This window comes from Citrobacter sp. Ct235 (assembly GCF_030332305.1).
Lineage (GTDB): Bacteria > Pseudomonadota > Gammaproteobacteria > Enterobacterales > Enterobacteriaceae > Citrobacter_A > Citrobacter_A telavivensis.
Map to the genome: position 1 here is coordinate 1,045,817 of NZ_JAOWIC010000049.1, position 17,654 is coordinate 1,063,470.

Consider the following 17,654-nt stretch of genomic DNA (forward strand, 5'->3'; position numbering starts at 1 on the left):
TCCGTAACAGATTACTCGGAGGATGGTATCGCGAGGAATCGCACGGCACGGGCGATATCCCGGGTGCGCGGTGCCGGTGGCAGACTGGCAAGGAACGTGGCACCGTAAGGTCGCATCACCAACCGGTTATCACAAATCACCAACACGCCGCGATCGTCAGCATCACGGATCAAACGCCCAACCCCCTGCTTTAGCGTAATCACCGCGTCGGGCAGTTGCACTTCATCAAACGGGTCGCCACCGCGTAAGCGACAATCTTCCATCCTCGCCTTCAGCAGCGGATCGTCCGGCGACGTAAACGGCAGTTTATCGATGATCACCAGCGACAGCGTATCGCCGCGCACGTCCACCCCTTCCCAGAAGCTACTGGTCGCCACCAGCAGGGCGTTTCCCGCACTGACGAACTGTTGCAGCAGTTGGCCTTTGCTGGTTTCCCCCTGCAGCAGAACCGGAAGCGTCATGGTGGCGCGGAACTGTTCAGCCAGATCGCGCATCATCGCGTGCGAGGTACAGAGCATAAAGCAGCGCCCGTTGTTCGCTTCGATGATCGGTCTTAACATTGCCGCCAGCTGTCGCGCTGCGCCCGGCTGATTGGTTTGCGGCAGATAGCGCGGCACGCAGAGCAGCGCCTGGCGGGTGTAATCAAACGGGCTCGGCAGCAGCATCGATTCCGCCTCGTCGATCCCCAGACGCGCCGTAAAGTGATGGAGGTCGTCATTCACCGACAGCGTTGCGGAGGTGAAAATCCAGCTCCCTGGCTTCTGTGCCATCACCTCTTTGAACTTATCCGCCACCGTCAGCGGGGTCAGCGCGAGGGTGAAATTGCGCGAGGTACATTCATACCAGTAGCTGTAGCCGGGTTGGTTGATCTCTTTCAGCCGCTTAAGACGTGCGCGATACAACGTGGCGCGCTCAAACGCGGCATCGAGCAACGCCGAACGTCCGAGGGACAATTTCGCCACGTCATAACACAACTCCAGCGTGTCATCGAGCAGTAAAAAAGCCCGCTGCACCCGCGGGTCGGCCAGCAGTTCACGCAGGTTGCCGCGATATCCCGGTTCGCCCAGTTGCAAACGAAAATCCTGCGCGCTTTGCGCCAGACGGTCGGCGCATTTCTGTAACTGCTGGGTATCTTTCAGCTCGGTACGATAGGCAATAGTGATGTCCTTCGCCAGATCCATGAGCTGACGGCTGGAGAGCGACTGGCCAAAATACTGGCTGGCGATATCCGGTAGCTGATGGGCTTCATCGAAAATCATCACCTCCGCTTCCGGGATCAGTTCACCGAAACCGCTCTCTTTAACCACCATATCGGCCAGAAACAGATGGTGGTTCACCACCACCACGTCCGCGTCCATCGCCTTTTTACGCGCTTTCACCACAAAGCAATCTTTATACAGCGGGCAGTCGCTGCCGAGACAGTTGTCGTTGGTACTGGTGACCAGCGGCCAGGCCTGAGAATCCTCGGCTACGCTGACGCAGGTGCTGATGTCGCCATCTACGGTCTGATTCGACCACGACCGCAGCAGGATCACATCGCTTAAGGTCTGAACGGGGAGATCGCCGCCCGCCAGCGCCTGTTGTTCGAGGCGCTCCAGGCATAAATAGTTTGAACGTCCTTTCAACAGGGCCAGTCTTCCGGTGTACTTCAGCGCTTTAGCCACCGTCGGCAGATCGCGACTGTAAAGCTGATCCTGCAGCGCCTTCGAACCGGTCGAGATAATCACTTTCTTTTTTGCGCGCAGCGCCGGTGCCAGATAGGCGTAGGTTTTCCCCGTCCCCGTTCCGGCTTCGACCACCAGAGGCTGTGATTTTTGAATGGCCTGAGCGACGGCCACCGCCATCTGCCGCTGCGGTTCGCGCGGTTTAAATCCCGGTATCGCTTTAGCCAGTTGACCGTCTGGTGCAAAATCGTCCGTCACACTACCCCCTGTTGATTTGAACAGGGATTATGTCAGGCCGCAGCGGCTTACGCCAGTTGAAGAGATGACGAGGCCCTGACAATATGGCAGTCTTGCCATTTTATGCAGAACGTTAAGAGGAAGGCTTTATGACTATCATCCGTATCGATGCCGAAGATCGTTGGTCTGACGTGGTTATCCATAACAATACGCTCTACTACACTGGCGTACCGGCAAACCTCGATGCCGACGCCTTTGAGCAGACCGCTAACACGCTGGCGCAGATTGACGCCGCGCTGGAACAGCAAGGCAGCAGCAAATCACGCATTCTGGATGCCACCATTTTCCTCGCCGATAAGAACGACTTTGCGGCGATGAACAAAGCCTGGGACGCCTGGGTCGTGGCCGGTCATGCGCCGGTACGCTGCACGGTTCAGGCTGGGTTAATGAACCCAAAATACAAGGTTGAGATTAAGATAATCGCCGCGGTGTAAGCCGGGGTTACTCATCTTCTTCATCTTCAAAACGCGCCACAATCCGCTCGCCGGTATGAGTGGCGCGCAGTTCTTCTGCCACTAACATAATCGCCTCGCCGCTGCTCATTCCCTGCGACATGAGCTCCTGAATACGCTCAACCGCTTTCTGTTGCTGCTCATGACTGAGTGAAGGTAAACCTGCAAACATCGTTAACTCCTGCTAAATTGTCAGCGCTAATTATTTCATGCCACCCGGAACATAGCCAGTACAGTCAGGATCAATGAAGACGTTATCTCCCGCTATTATCACGCTCCCCTGGCGCCAGGACGCCGCCGAACATTATTTCGCGCCAATAAGCCATCTGCCGTGGGCGATGCTGCTGCATTCCGGTCACGCGGATCACCCGCATAGCCGCTTTGACATCGTGGTGGCCGATCCGGTTTGCACCGTGAAGACGCACGGCGAGACCACACAGGTTTGCGATGCGCAAGGCTGTCGTCTTACTCACGACGACCCGCTGGCCGTATTGCAAAGCGCGCTGACTGCGCTGAACCTCCAGCCGCCGGTCAACGCCGATTTACCGTTCCAGGGCGGCGCGCTGGGGTTATTCGGCTACGATCTGGGACGCCGCTTCGAAATCCTGCCCAGCCATGCCCGGCAGGATATCACGCTGGCAGACATGGCGATCGGCCTCTACGACTGGGCACTCATTGTCGACCACCAGCGCCAGACCGTGACCCTGCTCAGTCATTCGGACGTCCAGAAAAGACTCGCCTGGCTCGAAAGCCAGCAATCCCCTGTACGTGCGCCGTTCAGGTTAACCGCAGACTGGCGCTCGAATATGACGCGTGAACAGTATGGCGAGAAATTCCGCCAGGTACAGGCGTATCTGCGCAGCGGCGACTGCTATCAGGTCAATCTGGCCCAGCGTTTTCAAGTGACTTATCAGGGTGATGAGTGGCTGGCCTTTGAGCGATTGAATCAGGAGAACCGCGCCCCGTTCAGCGCATTTTTACGCCTGGATGAAGGCGCTATTCTGAGCCTGTCGCCAGAACGGTTTATTCTTCTGGCCGACGGCAACATTCAGACTCGCCCGATTAAAGGCACCCTGCCGCGGCTCCCACAGGAAGAGGCAGACCGGGAGCAGGCGCAGAAACTGGCGAACTCACCGAAGGATCGGGCGGAAAATTTAATGATTGTCGATCTGATGCGTAACGACATTGGCCGCGTGGCAGTACCCGGTTCAGTGAAAGTACCGGAGTTGTTCGTGGTCGAACCCTTCCCGGCGGTGCATCATCTGGTCAGTACCGTGACCGCGCGGTTACCGCCCACACGGCATGCCAGCGACCTGCTCCGCGCCGCGTTTCCGGGCGGTTCGATTACCGGGGCGCCAAAGGTGCGCGCAATGGAAATTATTGATGAACTGGAGCCCCATCGGCGCAACGCCTGGTGCGGCAGCATCGGTTATCTGAGCGTCTGCGGCAATATGGATACCAGCATTACCATCCGCACCCTGACCGCCGTGGCCGGTCAACTGTACTGTTCCGCCGGTGGCGGTATCGTGGCTGATAGCGAGGAACAGGCGGAATATCAGGAAACCTTTGATAAAGTTAATCGTATCCTGCAACAACTGGAGAACTAAAACGTGGATAACAAGAGCCTGACGTTGGATGATTTTTTATCGCGCTTCCAACTTTTGCGCCCGCAGATTAATCGCGAGTCGCTGAACCTGCGACAGGCCGCCGTGCTCATTCCCGTGGTTCGCCGGCCACAGCCGGGACTGCTGTTGACCCAGCGTTCAGTGCATTTACGCAAACATGCCGGTCAGGTGGCCTTCCCCGGCGGCGCGGTTGACAGCACCGATGCCTCGCTCATCGCCGCCGCGCTGCGTGAAGCAGAAGAAGAGGTGGCGATCCCGCCAGAAGCCGTTGACGTGATCGGCGTACTGCCGCCTGTCGACAGCGTGACCGGGTTCCAGGTCACGCCGGTGGTTGGCATTATCCCGCCCAATCTGCCTTACCGTGCCAGCGAAGATGAGGTTTCTGCGGTCTTTGAAATGCCGCTGGCGCAGGCGCTGCATTTAGGCCGCTATCATCCGCTGGATGTCTGGCGTCGCGGTGATTCGCATCGCGTGTGGCTTTCATGGTATGAGCATTATTTCGTCTGGGGCATGACCGCCGGAATTATTCGTGAACTGGCACTACAAATTGGCGTGAAGCCCTGACTATACTTATCTTTACGCGCTGACGACACAACCTGAAGCTCCCGTCACAACATTAGTAAAAACGCGGTTACCCATTAGTTTAATTCATGTGAATAGTTAAGCCGATCCCCGCGTTCCCTCTTACACTATGCGCAGTTATTACATCGTTTCTGGAAGTTTCCAGTCACCCTGTCAGGAGTATTATCGTGATTAGTCTATTCGACATGTTTAAGGTGGGGATTGGTCCCTCATCTTCCCATACTGTAGGGCCTATGAAGGCGGGTAAACAGTTCGTCGATGACCTGGTCGAAAAAGGATTACTGGATAGCGTTACTCGTGTCGCCGTTGACGTGTATGGTTCACTGTCGCTCACGGGTAAAGGTCACCACACCGATATCGCCATTATTATGGGTCTGGCAGGTAATGAGCCCGCCACCGTGGATATTGATAGTATCCCTGGTTTCATCCACGACGTTGAGACGCGCGGTCGCCTGCTGCTGGCACACGGTCAGCACGAAGTAGATTTCCCGCAAAACGACGGCATGCGTTTTCATAACAGCAACCTGTCGCTGCACGAAAACGGCATGCAGATCCATGCGTATAACGGCGATGCCGTCGTTTACAGCAAAACCTACTATTCCATCGGCGGCGGTTTTATCGTCGATGAAGAGCATTTCGGTCAGGATGCAGCGAATGAGGTGAGTGTCCCTTATCCGTTCAAATCCGCTACCGAGCTGCTGGAGTACTGTAACAGCACCGGCCTCTCTCTTTCCGGACTGGCGATGCAGAACGAGCTGGCATTACACGACAAGAAAGAGATTGAAGAGTACTTCGGTCACGTCTGGCAGACCATGCAGGCCTGTATCGATCGCGGCATGAATACCGAAGGCGTTTTACCGGGCCCGCTGCGCGTCCCGCGTCGTGCCTCTGCGCTGCGTCGGATGCTGGTTTCCAGCGATAAGCTCTCTAACGACCCGATGAATGTGATCGACTGGGTGAATATGTTCGCCCTCGCCGTCAACGAAGAGAACGCGGCGGGCGGTCGTGTGGTCACCGCGCCGACCAACGGTGCATGCGGTATCGTGCCAGCCGTGCTGGCCTACTACGATCACTTTATTGAATCCGTCAGCCCGGATATCTATACCCGCTACTTCCTGGCGGCGGGCGCTATTGGCGCGTTGTATAAAATGAATGCCTCGATTTCAGGTGCAGAAGTCGGCTGCCAGGGCGAAGTCGGTGTGGCCTGTTCAATGGCAGCGGCCGGTCTGGCAGAACTGCTGGGGGCAAGCCCGGAGCAGGTGTGCGTCGCCGCTGAAATTGGCATGGAACATAACCTGGGACTGACCTGCGATCCGGTTGCGGGTCAGGTACAGGTGCCGTGCATTGAACGTAATGCGATTGCCTCTGTTAAAGCGATCAACGCCGCGCGGATGGCGATGCGTCGTACCAGCGCGCCGCGCGTCTCACTGGATAAAGTCATCGAAACGATGTACGAAACCGGTAAGGACATGAATGCCAAATACCGCGAAACCTCGCGCGGTGGTCTGGCAATCAAAGTTCAGTGTGACTAAACCAGTCACCCTGCTCCACTAATACCTCACGCTCGCCCATCTGCAACGGATGGGCGAAATTTGCCCCCTTCCTCGTCTGTTCGCCATTTCCCCACTACACTTGCTCTGTTACGGTTGGCTTTTGTGGCTAACGGTTATCAGGTGACCGCATGCAGACAGCACAACGGATCATAAATAAATATCGTCGCAATCGTTTTATTCTCTGCACTCTTTGTGCGCTTGTTACGCTCATCCTGACCCTGAGCGTCCGATTTATTTCACAGCGGAATTTAAATCACCACCACACGGCGACCTTTGCCTCCCGGGCGGTCGCCACGCTCGATGAAGTACTGCGTCCGTTGCAAAATGGCCGCGATATTCTGTTGCCGCTGATTGGTCTTCCCTGTTCCGTTACGCATCTTCCACTGCGCAAACAGGCCGCCAGACTGCAAACGGTACGCGCAATCGCCCTGGTCCAGCGCGGTATACTCTACTGCTCCAGCGTCTTTGGCTATCGCAATATCCCGGTTCACCAACTCCAACCTGAACTACCCACCGCAAATGCGCAGCTGCTGCTGTCCACCGACCCGTTGCTCATTAAAGGCAGCCCGATTCTCATCCAGTGGTACCCGGCTTCTCCCGACGGTAAGGACGGTGTACTGGAAATTGTCAATATCGACCTGCTTACCACCTTGCTACTGGAACCGCGTAAACCGCTGATTACCGGAGCCAGCCTGACGGTCGGCAACCGGCATTTGATTTACGGGAACGGTGTGGTGGAGACTCTGCCCACGCTCAAAGATGAACAGCGTTATCAACTCGCCTCGCAACATTATCCTTTTACCATTAGCGTGACCGGGCCTGCCGCAGAAGCACTGGCGCTCAAAGCCCTGCCCGCGCAACTGCCTCTGGCATTGATGCTCAGTCTGCTGGTGGGGTATCTCGCGTGGCTGGCCACTGCCAACCGGATGAGCTTTTCCTGGGAGATTAATCTCGCGCTGGCACAACGCGAATTTGAGCTTTTTTGCCAGCCGCTACTGAACGCGCGGACTAAACAGTGTGTGGGGGTGGAGATCCTGCTGCGCTGGAATAATCCTCGTCAGGGGTGGATTTCGCCTGACGTGTTTATTCCTATTGCCGAAGAACATCACCAGATAGCACCGCTAACGCGCTATGTGATAGCAGAAACCATTCGACAACGTCATTATTTTCCCATGAGCAGTCAGTTTCATATTGGCATTAATGTCGCTGCCAGCCATTTCCAACAGGGTGAATTACTGAAAGATCTCGAACAGTACTGGTTCAGTCAGCACCCCATTCAGCAACTGGTGATTGAACTCACCGAGCGGGATGCGCTACGGGACGTTGATTATCGGATCGTTCGCGAGTTGCAACAGCAAAACATCAAGCTGGCGCTCGATGACTTTGGTACCGGCAACAGTTCGCTGTCATGGCTGGAAAAGTTGCGTCCTGACATTCTGAAAATTGATAAGTCCTTTACCAACGCCATTGGCACTGATGCCGTTAACTCGACGGTTACCGATATCATAATCGCCCTCGGGCAGCGTCTGCATATCGAACTGGTCGCGGAAGGGGTTGAAACACAAGAGCAGGCGCAGCATTTGCGCCGTCACGGTGTGGATTTGCTGCAGGGATTTTTATTTGCAAAGCCAATGCCGCTGCGCGACTTTCCGCAGTGGCTGGCGGGCAGTCACCCGCCGCCACCCAGGCATAACGGACGCATGACGCCCGCTGTGCCTCTGCGTTAGAGAAGATTACTCCTCTTCTTCATGCGCAGGTTGCTCTTTAACAATTCGCACCAGATCCACGCGGTAATCATTGGCGTCGATAATGGTAATGCTCAGCGGAGGAACCTCAACCACATCACCCGTACGGGGAATATGACCATTAACGGCAATCACCAGTCCCGCAACCGTCGCGATGTCTTCATCTTCATCGACCAGATTATCCACTGCCAGCGCCTGTTGCAGAGCATGCAGATCGGTACCGCCTTTGACTAACCAGCCATCGCCGTCAACGGTAATTTCTGGTGTTTCATCAGCATCCGGGAACTCACCGGCAATGGCTTCGAGGACATCCAGCGGCGTAACCAGCCCCTGTACCACGCCAAACTCGTTGGTGACGATAACAAAGCTACCGCGTGCACGACGCAGAACGCCCAGCAGGTTGATAGGATCCAGCGTTTCCGGCACCACAATGGCCGGTGAAGCAGACGCGATAGCCGCTACGTCGACACCCTCTTCCAGCGCCACCAGCAGCTCTTTCGCCCGTACGATACCGATTATCTCATCCAGTTCACCACGACACACCGGGAACAGACTGTGTGGAGAAGAGAGCAACTGTTCGCGGATCTCATCGACGCTCAGACTGGCATCCACCCAGCTAATTTCACCTCGCGGGGTCATGATGCCGCGCAGCGAGCGCTGTGCCAGCGTCAGAACGCCGTTAATCATATAGCGTTCTTCTTCCGCAAATGCCCCTTCCGGGATCGGAACGGCAGCCTGGCTTTCGGATTCATGCGAGACCGCAGCCTGACGCTTTCCGCCCATCAGACGCAGGATCGCGTCAGCCGTACGCGCACGCAGCGGCAATGTTGACTGATGACGAATAAAGTTGCGACGCGCAATCTGGTTAAACACTTCTATAATGATTGAGAAGCCAATCGCGGCGTACAGATAGCCCTTCGGAATATGGAAACCAAAACCTTCAGCGACCAGGCTCAGACCAATCATCAGCAGGAAGCTCAGGCAGAGCACTACCACCGTCGGATGTTGGTTGACGAAACGCGTCAGCGGCTTGGATGCCAACAGCATCACCGCCATCGCAATCACCACCGCTGCCATCATCACGGGCAGATGGTTCACCATGCCGACGGCGGTAATGACGGCATCCAGCGAGAACACGGCATCCAGAATAACGATCTGCGTCACAACGACCCAGAAGCTGGCATACCCTTTGCCATGCCCGGAGTCATGTTCACGGTTTTCCAGCCGTTCATGAAGTTCCGTCGTGGCTTTGAACAACAGGAAGATCCCCCCCAGCAGCATAATCAGATCGCGACCGGAGAAGGTGAAATCCATGACGGAGAATAGCGGTTGGGTCAGCGTGACCATCCACGAAATAATGGATAGCAAGGCCAGACGCATCACGAGCGCCAGGGATAAACCAATCAGGCGCGCTTTGTCACGCTGCTTTGGCGGCAGCTTATCCGCAAGAATCGCAATGAAGACCAGGTTATCGATACCCAGGACAATTTCCAGGACGACAAGCGTGAGCAAACCCGCCCAAATCGAGGGGTCCATTAAGAATTCCATGACAAGCTCCTGCTTAAGGAATGGTTAACAGGCGATAAAACACGGTGCAGACAAAACGTGTGGCAAGAAATGCCAGACTGGCAGGCGCGATGCGGCCTGAAGGTGAAATGACGTCGGTGACGATCCATACAGCGGGCTAGTGCCCTATACTCCTGGTAAGTTAAACATAACGTAAACATAACAGAGGCAACGTGTTTTTGGCAAAGATTTACCTTCCTTTGCAAAGAGTTGTAACAGAGATATTTTACTCTACGAAATTTCTCATTGGCGAAAGCTAAATTACGGATCTTCATCACATAAAATATTTTTTTCGATATCTAAAATAATTCGCGGACATCATATGTTTTTCATTGTAACCCTTATCTGAATCGATTCTGTTGCGGACGGCGATTCAAATACATCTCTCACGTTGATGTGTTAACGATAATAAAGGAGGTAGCAAGTGACCATTGCTATTGTTATAGGCACACATGGTTGGGCTGCAGAGCAGTTACTCAAGACAGCAGAAATGCTGTTAGGCGAGCAGGAAAACGTCGGCTGGATCGATTTCGTGCCCGGCGAGAATGCTGAAACGCTGATTGAAAAGTACAACGCTCAGTTGGCAAAACTCGATACCAGTAACGGCGTGCTGTTTCTCGTCGATACATGGGGAGGCAGTCCATTCAACGCTGCCAGCCGCATTGTCGTCGACAAAGAGCAGTATGAAGTCATTGCCGGGGTGAACATCCCTATGCTGGTCGAAACGCTGATGGCGCGTGACGACAACCCGAGCTTCGACGAGCTGGTGGCGTTGGCAGTTGAAACCGGTCGCGAAGGCGTGAAAGCGCTGAAAGCGAAACCGGTGGAAAAAGCCGCCCCTGCCCCTGTTGCAGCAGCCCCCAAAGCCGCGGCCCCGGCAAAACCGATGGGACCGAACGATTATATGCAAATCGGTCTTGCCCGTATTGATGACCGTTTAATCCACGGTCAGGTGGCTACCCGCTGGACCAAAGAAACCAACGTTACCCGTATTATCGTTGTCAGCGATGAAGTGGCCGCAGACACCGTGCGTAAAACGCTGTTGACGCAGGTAGCGCCTCCTGGCGTGACTGCTCACGTGGTCGATGTTGCCAAGATGATTCGCGTTTATAACAACCCGAAATATGCTGGCGAACGTGTGATGCTGCTGTTCACCAACCCGACCGATGTTGAGCGCATTGTCGAAGGTGGCGTGAAAATCACCTCCGTTAATATTGGCGGTATGGCTTTCCGTCAGGGCAAAACGCAGGTCAACAACGCCATCTCTGTCGATGAAAAAGACATCGAAGCCTTTAACAAACTCAATGCCCGCGGTATTGAGCTTGAGGCGCGTAAAGTGTCGACCGATCAGAAACTGAAAATGATGGATTTGATTGCCAAAGTGGGCAAGTAACCCCCCTGGCATTGAATGAGCTTTCACACTTAAGGCTGTTATAGCAATAGGAGAAGTACAATGGAGATTACCACTCTTCAGATTGTGCTGGTGTTCATCGTCGCATGTATCGCGGGTATGGAGTCGGTACTCGATGAATTTCAGTTCCACCGCCCACTGGTGGCCTGTACGCTGATTGGTGCCGTTCTCGGAGATATGAAAACCGGTATTATCATCGGTGGTACCCTGGAAATGATCGCCCTGGGCTGGATGAACATCGGGGCTGCCGTTGCACCTGATGCCGCACTGGCGTCCATTATCTCTACCGTTCTGGTTATCGCGGGTCACCAAAGCATCGGTGCCGGTATCGCGCTGGCTATTCCGCTGGCCGCAGCAGGCCAGGTTCTGACTATTATCGTTCGTACTATCACCGTGGCATTCCAGCACGCCGCGGATAAAGCGGCGGAAAACGGTAACCTGACGGCGCTCTCCTGGCTGCATGTCTCTTCCCTGTTCCTGCAGGCGATGCGTATCGCTATCCCGGCGGTTATCGTTGCGATTTCCGTAGGGACCAGCGAAGTTCAGGGCATGTTGAATGCGATTCCGGAAGTGGTGACAGGCGGTCTGAACATCGCCGGTGGCATGATCGTTGTGGTCGGTTACGCGATGGTTATCAACATGATGCGTGCAGGCTATCTGATGCCGTTCTTCTACCTCGGCTTCGTGACTGCCGCATTTACTAACTTCAACCTGGTTGCTCTGGGTGTGATTGGTGCGGTAATGGCCATCCTCTACATCCAACTGAGCCCGAAATATAACCGCGTGGCGGGTGCACCAGCGCAGGCTGCGGGTGACAACTCCCTCGATAACGAACTGGACTAGCAGGTGAGCGAAATGGTTGATATGACTAAAACTACCACTGAGAAAAAACTCACACAGAGTGACATTCGTGGCGTGTTCATTCGTTCTAACCTGTTTCAGGGTTCATGGAACTTCGAACGTATGCAGGCGCTGGGTTTCTGCTTCTCCATGGTACCGGCTATTCGTCGCCTGTATCCCGAGAACAACGATGCGCGTAAGCAAGCCATCAAGCGTCACCTGGAATTCTTTAACACCCACCCGTACGTTGCGGCGCCAGTTCTCGGCGTAACGCTGGCGATGGAAGAACAGCGTGCTAACGGCGCAGAGATTGATGATGGTGCCATCAACGGTATCAAAGTGGGTCTGATGGGGCCGCTGGCAGGCGTGGGCGACCCGATTTTCTGGGGTACTGTGCGTCCGGTGTTTGCTGCGCTAGGTGCGGGTATCGCGATGAGCGGCAGCCTGCTGGGTCCGCTGCTGTTCTTCATTCTGTTCAACGCAGTCCGTCTGCTGACCCGTTACTACGGCGTCGCCTACGGTTACCGCAAAGGTGTCGATATTGTTAAGGATATGGGCGGCGGCTTCCTGCAAAAACTGACTGAGGGGGCGTCAATCCTCGGCCTGTTTGTCATGGGGGCGTTGGTGAACAAATGGACGCACGTGAACATCCCGCTGGTGGTCTCAACCATCACCGGTCAGGATGGTCAGACGCGCGTTACCACCGTCCAGACCATTCTCGACCAGCTGATGCCGGGTCTGGTTCCGTTGCTGCTTACCTTCGCCTGTATGTGGCTGCTGCGTAAGAAAGTCAACCCGCTGTGGATTATCGTTGGCTTCTTCGTCATCGGTATCGCGGGATATGCGGTCGGCCTGTTGGGTCTGTAAGACTGTAGTACACTACCGGGGCCTTAACGGCCCCGTTTTTTTTATCTGGAGGAACAAGGATTAATGACTATTACGGACCTGGTGCTGGTTTTCTTTATTGCCGCGTTGCTGGCTTACGCTATTTACGATCAGTTCATCATGCCACGCCGCAATGGCCAGACTCTGCTTGCCATCCCCCTGCTACGCCGAAGCCGCGTGGACAGCGTCATCTTCATCGGCCTCATCGCGATTCTTATCTACAACAATGTCACCAGCCATGGGGCTATCATGACCACATGGTTATTATGTGCACTGGTGTTGATGGGGCTTTATATTTTCTGGATCCGGGTACCGAAGATCCTCTTCAAACAGGGTGGATTTTTCTTCGCCAACGTATGGATAGAATATAACCGCATTAAAGAGATGAATTTATCGGAAGATGGTGTTCTGGTGATGCAATTAGAACAAAGGCGTTTGCTTATTCGCGTACGAAATATCGACGACCTGGAAAAGATATATAAACTTCTCGTTTCCTCTCAGTGAGTTAGAAACATAGCCTGTGCTTTGTTGTTCGCAATTTAATTGTAATTAAAAACATAGCTAAGGCTATAACCCAGGCGTAAAGATGTTATTTATTTTAACGTTCTATCTACCAATAAATCTAAATGAAAATCGTTTTCAATTAGAAGTCAAATAATATTTCGCCGCAGTTGTTTTATATTCTCAAAATATGTTAAGGTTGCGCCGTCATTTGGGGAGTAGCCGATTTCCAGACTCCGGAAATGTACGTGTCAACATACTCGTTGCAAAACGTGGCACGTACGGACTGAAATCTCTTTCAGTCAGGCGAGACCATAGGCACATCAACTGCTATGCATACTGTATGAACGCCTGTGTTCAGGTGTGCATGTTTACTGGGGGCAGTGGTGTGTTTTATGGAAACCCCGGTCAGGACGCTGTCATGAATATCACTGCCACTATTATTCTCGCTTTCGGCATGTCGATGGATGCTTTCGCGGCATCAATTGGCAAAGGCGCCACCCTGCATAAACCCAAATTCTCTGAAGCGCTGCGCACCGGTTTGATCTTCGGCGCAGTCGAAACATTGACGCCGCTGATCGGCTGGGCGCTGGGCATGTTAGCCAGCAAATTCGTACTGGAATGGAATCACTGGATTGCCTTCATTCTGCTGGTCTTTCTGGGCGGGCGAATGATTATAGAAGGATTTCGCGGCGCGGATGATGAAGACGATGAACCGCTGCGCCGTCACGGTTTCTGGTTACTGGTCACTACCGCCATCGCCACCAGCCTCGACGCCATGGCGGTCGGCGTGGGGCTGGCGTTCCTGCAGGTCAACATTATCGCTACCGCACTGGCTATCGGCTGCGCCACGTTGATTATGTCCACGCTGGGGATGATGGTCGGTCGTTTCATTGGCCCGCTGCTTGGCAAGCGGGCTGAAATTCTGGGCGGGGTGGTGCTGATCGGTATCGGCGTCCAGATCCTCTGGACGCACTTTCACGGTTAATCCGCGCGCTGCCAGAGGTGAAGACGAAAATCCGTCTGGCAGTCAAACGTTTCTCTACTCGCCAGGTGTTCCCAAACCTCTGGCTTCGCCCGCCATGCAAAAGGTGTCATCTGCAATAGCGCCACCGCTTCCTTCCCACTCAGGCTCATCGGGTACGCCAGCGCGATATCTTCCAGCAGGTTGAACCCTTCCAGTTGCTCAGTATGCGGCGCATGGAGTCGGACCTCATCGTAAATCAGCCCTTTCAACTCCATTAAATGCCGCGGTCCCGGCGTTGCCGTGAAAACCCATCCGCGCGGCTTGACCACACGCGCCAGCTCTTCTGCTTTACACGGCGCGTAAATCCGCACAATCGCGTCCTGACTGGCATCAGCAAACGGCAGACGATGACTCGATGCAACGCAGAATCTCACCTGCGGATAGCGCCTGGCCGCCGCTTTGATGGCGACCTTCGCCACGTCCAGTCCATAAGTGGTCGCCGCAGGCAGCGCATCAGCAAAGGCGTGAGTGTAATACCCTTCACCACAACCGATATCAAGAATCGAGGCCGCCGACGCGTCGAGGCGCGTGGAAAGTTGTTCAACGATGGCGTCCCGCAGCGGCTGATAGTGTCCGGCATCAAGAAACGCACGCCGCGCCTGCATCATCTCCGCACTGTCACCCGGATCGCGCGAGCGCTTATGCTGCACCGGCAACAGGTTGACATATCCCTCTTTTGCCACATCAAACTGATGCCGCTGCGGACAGATAAAACTGTTATTGACGTGCACGAGAGGCAGGTGACAAAGGGGGCAGGAAAACGACATAACAACTCCGGCAGGTGAATTCAGGGCGCAAGTGTAACGCGATTTACGCCCTGGGAGAATCACTTAGCGCACAGGGAATGTCTGCGGATTGCCCTGCATTACCAGCAGATGACTGGAGTCGGCGGGCATTCCATCCGGTTTGACGTTTTCCAGTCGCAACACATCGCCCATGATCTGGCTAAAAACGGGTGCCGATACGGCACCGCCGTAATAGGCGCCGTTCTGCGGATCGTTAATCACCACCACCAGTGCAAACTTCGGGCTGCTGGCTGGCGCCACGCCTGCGGTGTAGGCCACATATTTATCCACGTATTTACCGTCATCACCGATTTTCTTCGCAGTCCCGGTTTTAACCGCCACGCGATAATCCCGAACCGCCGCCTTCGTCCCGCCGCCACCCGGCAGAGCAACACTTTCCATCATATGTTCTACCTGTCTGACCAACGCTTCGGACATCACGCGTTTGCCGATGACCGGCGGATCGATACGCGTGATGGAGAGCGGTCGGTAAAGGCCAAAACTGCCAATCGTGGCATAGACGTGCGCCAGTTGAAGCGGTGTCACCATCAGACCGTAGCCAAAGGCAAATGTTGCACGATCCAAATCGCTCCAGTAGTGACGCTGTGGCATCAGCCCCTGACTCTCCCCGGTGAGTCCCAGTCCCGTGGGCTGACCAAAGCCAAAACGCTGATATGTATCCACTAAATGCTGAATGGGCATCGCCAGCGAGAGATGCGATACTCCGGTGTCACTCGATTTTTGCAAAATACCGGTCAGCGTCAGTTCCGGATAAAAACCCACGTCGCGAATGCGATGCCCGTCGAGAAAAAATGGATGGGTATCGATTACGCTGTCAGGCTGCACAATCCTCTGCTCAAGCGCCGTCATGATGACCAGCGGTTTCACCGTCGATCCCGGTTCGAAGGTATCGCTAATCGCTCGATTGCGAAAATCGTCCAGCCCCGCACCGTCCCGGTTGTTCGGGTTAAAATCGGGAAAACTGGCCATCGCCAGAATCTCACCGGTGGCAATGTTCACCAGCACGGCGGCTCCGGATTCTGCTTTATTCCAGCTAACCGCATTGTCCAGCGCATCTTCGGTAACCGTCTGCAGTCGCTCATCGATGCTAAGCTGAAGTTCATGAGCCGGTACAGGATTGACTTCCGTGATGTTTTCAATCACATGGCCGAATTTATCCTTGCGGACCAGACGGGAACCCGGCTTACCCATTAACTGTGCGTTAAAGCTTTTCTCAATGCCTTCAATGCCCTGCCCGTCAATGTTGGTAAAACCAATCAGATTCGCCGCGACATGTCCTGCCGGGTAAAACCGCCGGGATTCTTCACGCAAGTTGATCCCGGGCAAATTCAGTCTCTCTATCCACTTCGCCTGTTGAGGAGAGACCTGACGCGCAAGGTAGATAAACCGAGCCGACGGATCGTGGTTAACGCGCGCCGCCAGCGTTGTGAGCGAGAGATGCAGCGTATTCGCCAGCGCCTGCCAGCGTTCGTTGACGCCAACGCCGCCTTTACTCAACAAGATTTGCGGGTCAGCCCAGACCGCATTCACCGGTACGCTCACCGCCAGTGGCCGTCCCTGCCGGTCAGTAATCATTCCGCGCGGCGATGCCGTGGTAACTTCGCGCAACGAGCGCATATCTTCTTGCCTGACCAGGGAATCGGGTTCAACAATCTGCAACCATGCGACGCGTCCCAATAGCACTCCCAGACTCAGCAATATGGCTATACAAAGTAGTGCAAAGCGTAGCGGTGTGAAACTTCGCGCCGTACCATCACTTTTCTTTTTCACCTGTTCTCCGGCAAACATGATATTCAGGTGACTGATTTAACGGGAATAACGGCGGGAAAGCGGGGAAAACTATGCTAATAACATCACGGCTTTGCAACAAAGCGCTAACGAAGAAGGTATTCAGACATACTTTGAAGGAAGATGCATGAAAAAGCCCCGCATCAGCGAGGCTTTAAATCTGAGGTTGATGCGCAGACGCGCTTCAAATCAGTGGTGTCGATCAGATAGCTGTTACGTTAACAGCAGCCGGACCTTTCTGGCCGTCCTGAATTTCGAACTCAACGTTCTGGCCTTCAGCCAGAGTTTTGAAGCCATTACCCTGGATAGCGGAGAAGTGTACGAACACGTCTTTGCTGCCATCAGCCGGAGTAATAAAGCCAAAACCTTTAGACTCGTTGAACCACTTAACTTGACCTTTAATCTTTGCCATTTGCAAAATTCCTTAGAGTGTTTTCTTAGCCCGCAGGCCTAACATAGATAAAACTGAGACATTACTGCTTGAGGCACTAATATAAGGTTCGGCAGAGAAGCGGTATTCAACGACAACGTGTTTACTCAGGACTTCTTTACTGAAAATGCCACACATAAACAGAACTGTACCTCGTTTAACCCAAAACGTGTTATCACATACAACGTTAATTATGGCAAGCCATTTTTAAACGTGTCTCGATCGGTCGCACAAATCTCACCAGTCGACACAGAGTATCTGCACAGTTATGCGTCAATTCTCAAGCCGATATATTCCCGCTTTCTTGCTGAGCCCTTGTCAGACCAGCATCGCAACGGGGACTTTTCAACCATAGCTCAATAACTTCATGACTTCCAGATCATCGCGATGATGAAACGTGGAGTCAGGCCGTTATCACAAATTCTGCTTTGTTATGCATAATTTGTCTCAACACAAAATGGCCCGTTATCATAATAACAACA

Annotated in this window: 18 protein-coding genes; 10 read left to right on the top strand and 8 right to left on the bottom strand. The window is 54.1% G+C overall.

Annotated elements, in window-relative coordinates; translation table 11 throughout:
- Positions 1–11 precede the first annotated feature (11 nt).
- The gene (gene yoaA, locus OGY35_RS22070) at positions 12–1,922 is read right to left on the bottom strand and encodes a DNA repair helicase YoaA (RefSeq protein WP_152404181.1); all 1,911 of its coding nucleotides are present in this window, start codon (positions 1,920–1,922) and stop codon (positions 12–14) included.
- Positions 1,923–2,050: 128 nt separating this feature from the next.
- Between yoaA and OGY35_RS22075 the strand changes: the two genes are divergently transcribed.
- Positions 2,051–2,395, top strand: coding sequence for a RidA family protein (locus OGY35_RS22075; RefSeq protein WP_042318496.1), 345 nt, complete (start codon positions 2,051–2,053; stop codon positions 2,393–2,395).
- 7 nt (positions 2,396–2,402) lie between these two features.
- On the opposite strand, the gene OGY35_RS22080 is transcribed toward OGY35_RS22075, so the two are convergent.
- Entirely contained in the window at positions 2,403–2,585 is a 183-nt protein-coding gene (locus OGY35_RS22080) for a YoaH family protein (protein ID WP_286633459.1), read from the bottom strand.
- Between the two features lie 73 nt (positions 2,586–2,658).
- Here OGY35_RS22080 and pabB point away from each other — a divergent pair, with 73 nt between their 5' ends.
- The 4 genes from pabB (at position 2,659) to pdeD (ending at position 7,900) form a co-directional block, all read left to right on the top strand.
- A complete protein-coding gene (gene pabB / locus OGY35_RS22085; RefSeq protein WP_286633460.1) occupies positions 2,659–4,020 on the top strand; it encodes an aminodeoxychorismate synthase component 1 in 1,362 nt (453 codons plus the stop codon).
- Between the two features lie 3 nt (positions 4,021–4,023).
- On the top strand, positions 4,024–4,602 hold the full coding sequence (locus OGY35_RS22090; protein WP_152404175.1) for a CoA pyrophosphatase: 579 nt from the start codon (positions 4,024–4,026) through the stop codon (positions 4,600–4,602).
- A gap of 185 nt (positions 4,603–4,787) precedes the next feature.
- Positions 4,788–6,152, top strand: a complete 1,365-nt coding sequence (sdaA, locus tag OGY35_RS22095) for an L-serine ammonia-lyase (RefSeq protein ID WP_152404173.1) — start codon at positions 4,788–4,790, stop codon at positions 6,150–6,152.
- Positions 6,153–6,301: 149 nt separating this feature from the next.
- Positions 6,302–7,900: a cyclic di-3',5'-guanosine monophosphate phosphodiesterase PdeD gene (pdeD, locus tag OGY35_RS22100; protein ID WP_286633461.1), complete on the top strand. Its 1,599-nt coding sequence runs from the start codon at positions 6,302–6,304 to the stop codon at positions 7,898–7,900.
- A gap of 6 nt (positions 7,901–7,906) precedes the next feature.
- On the opposite strand, the gene yoaE is transcribed toward pdeD, so the two are convergent.
- Positions 7,907–9,466: a CNNM family cation transport protein YoaE gene (gene yoaE, locus OGY35_RS22105; RefSeq protein ID WP_152404170.1), complete on the bottom strand. Its 1,560-nt coding sequence runs from the start codon at positions 9,464–9,466 to the stop codon at positions 7,907–7,909.
- A complete protein-coding gene (locus OGY35_RS24615; RefSeq protein WP_502872717.1) occupies positions 9,454–9,759 on the bottom strand; it encodes a protein YoaL in 306 nt (101 codons plus the stop codon). The genes yoaE and OGY35_RS24615 overlap by 13 nt, the downstream gene beginning before the upstream one ends.
- Positions 9,760–9,908: 149 nt before the next feature.
- Here OGY35_RS24615 and manX point away from each other — a divergent pair, with 149 nt between their 5' ends.
- From manX to mntP, 5 genes are all read left to right on the top strand, one after another.
- The gene (gene manX, locus OGY35_RS22110; protein WP_044264749.1) at positions 9,909–10,877 is read left to right on the top strand and encodes a PTS mannose transporter subunit IIAB; all 969 of its coding nucleotides are present in this window, start codon (positions 9,909–9,911) and stop codon (positions 10,875–10,877) included.
- Between the two features lie 60 nt (positions 10,878–10,937).
- A complete protein-coding gene (locus tag OGY35_RS22115) occupies positions 10,938–11,738 on the top strand; it encodes a PTS mannose/fructose/sorbose transporter subunit IIC (RefSeq protein ID WP_042318487.1) in 801 nt (266 codons plus the stop codon).
- 12 nt (positions 11,739–11,750) lie between these two features.
- Positions 11,751–12,602: a PTS mannose transporter subunit IID gene (locus OGY35_RS22120; protein WP_042318485.1), complete on the top strand. Its 852-nt coding sequence runs from the start codon at positions 11,751–11,753 to the stop codon at positions 12,600–12,602.
- Between the two features lie 63 nt (positions 12,603–12,665).
- Positions 12,666–13,124, top strand: a complete 459-nt coding sequence (locus tag OGY35_RS22125; protein WP_286633462.1) for a DUF986 family protein — start codon at positions 12,666–12,668, stop codon at positions 13,122–13,124.
- A gap of 418 nt (positions 13,125–13,542) precedes the next feature.
- On the top strand, positions 13,543–14,109 hold the full coding sequence (gene mntP / locus OGY35_RS22130) for a manganese efflux pump MntP (RefSeq protein WP_061077791.1): 567 nt from the start codon (positions 13,543–13,545) through the stop codon (positions 14,107–14,109).
- On the opposite strand, the gene rlmA is transcribed toward mntP, so the two are convergent.
- From rlmA to OGY35_RS22150, 4 genes are all read right to left on the bottom strand, one after another.
- The gene (gene rlmA / locus OGY35_RS22135) at positions 14,106–14,915 is read right to left on the bottom strand and encodes a 23S rRNA (guanine(745)-N(1))-methyltransferase (protein ID WP_286633463.1); all 810 of its coding nucleotides are present in this window, start codon (positions 14,913–14,915) and stop codon (positions 14,106–14,108) included. The two genes, mntP and rlmA, sit on opposite strands and share 4 nt — an antisense overlap.
- A gap of 63 nt (positions 14,916–14,978) precedes the next feature.
- Positions 14,979–16,724, bottom strand: coding sequence for a peptidoglycan DD-transpeptidase FtsI2/PBP3(PARA) (gene ftsI2 / locus OGY35_RS22140; protein WP_286633464.1), 1,746 nt, complete (start codon positions 16,722–16,724; stop codon positions 14,979–14,981).
- Positions 16,725–16,944: 220 nt separating this feature from the next.
- Positions 16,945–17,154, bottom strand: a complete 210-nt coding sequence (cspE, locus tag OGY35_RS22145; protein WP_001062678.1) for a transcription antiterminator/RNA stability regulator CspE — start codon at positions 17,152–17,154, stop codon at positions 16,945–16,947.
- A 12-nt stretch (positions 17,155–17,166) separates the two neighbouring features.
- On the bottom strand, positions 17,167–17,310 hold the full coding sequence (locus tag OGY35_RS22150; protein ID WP_042318481.1) for a DUF2627 domain-containing protein: 144 nt from the start codon (positions 17,308–17,310) through the stop codon (positions 17,167–17,169).
- Between the last annotated feature and the right edge of the window lie 344 nt (positions 17,311–17,654).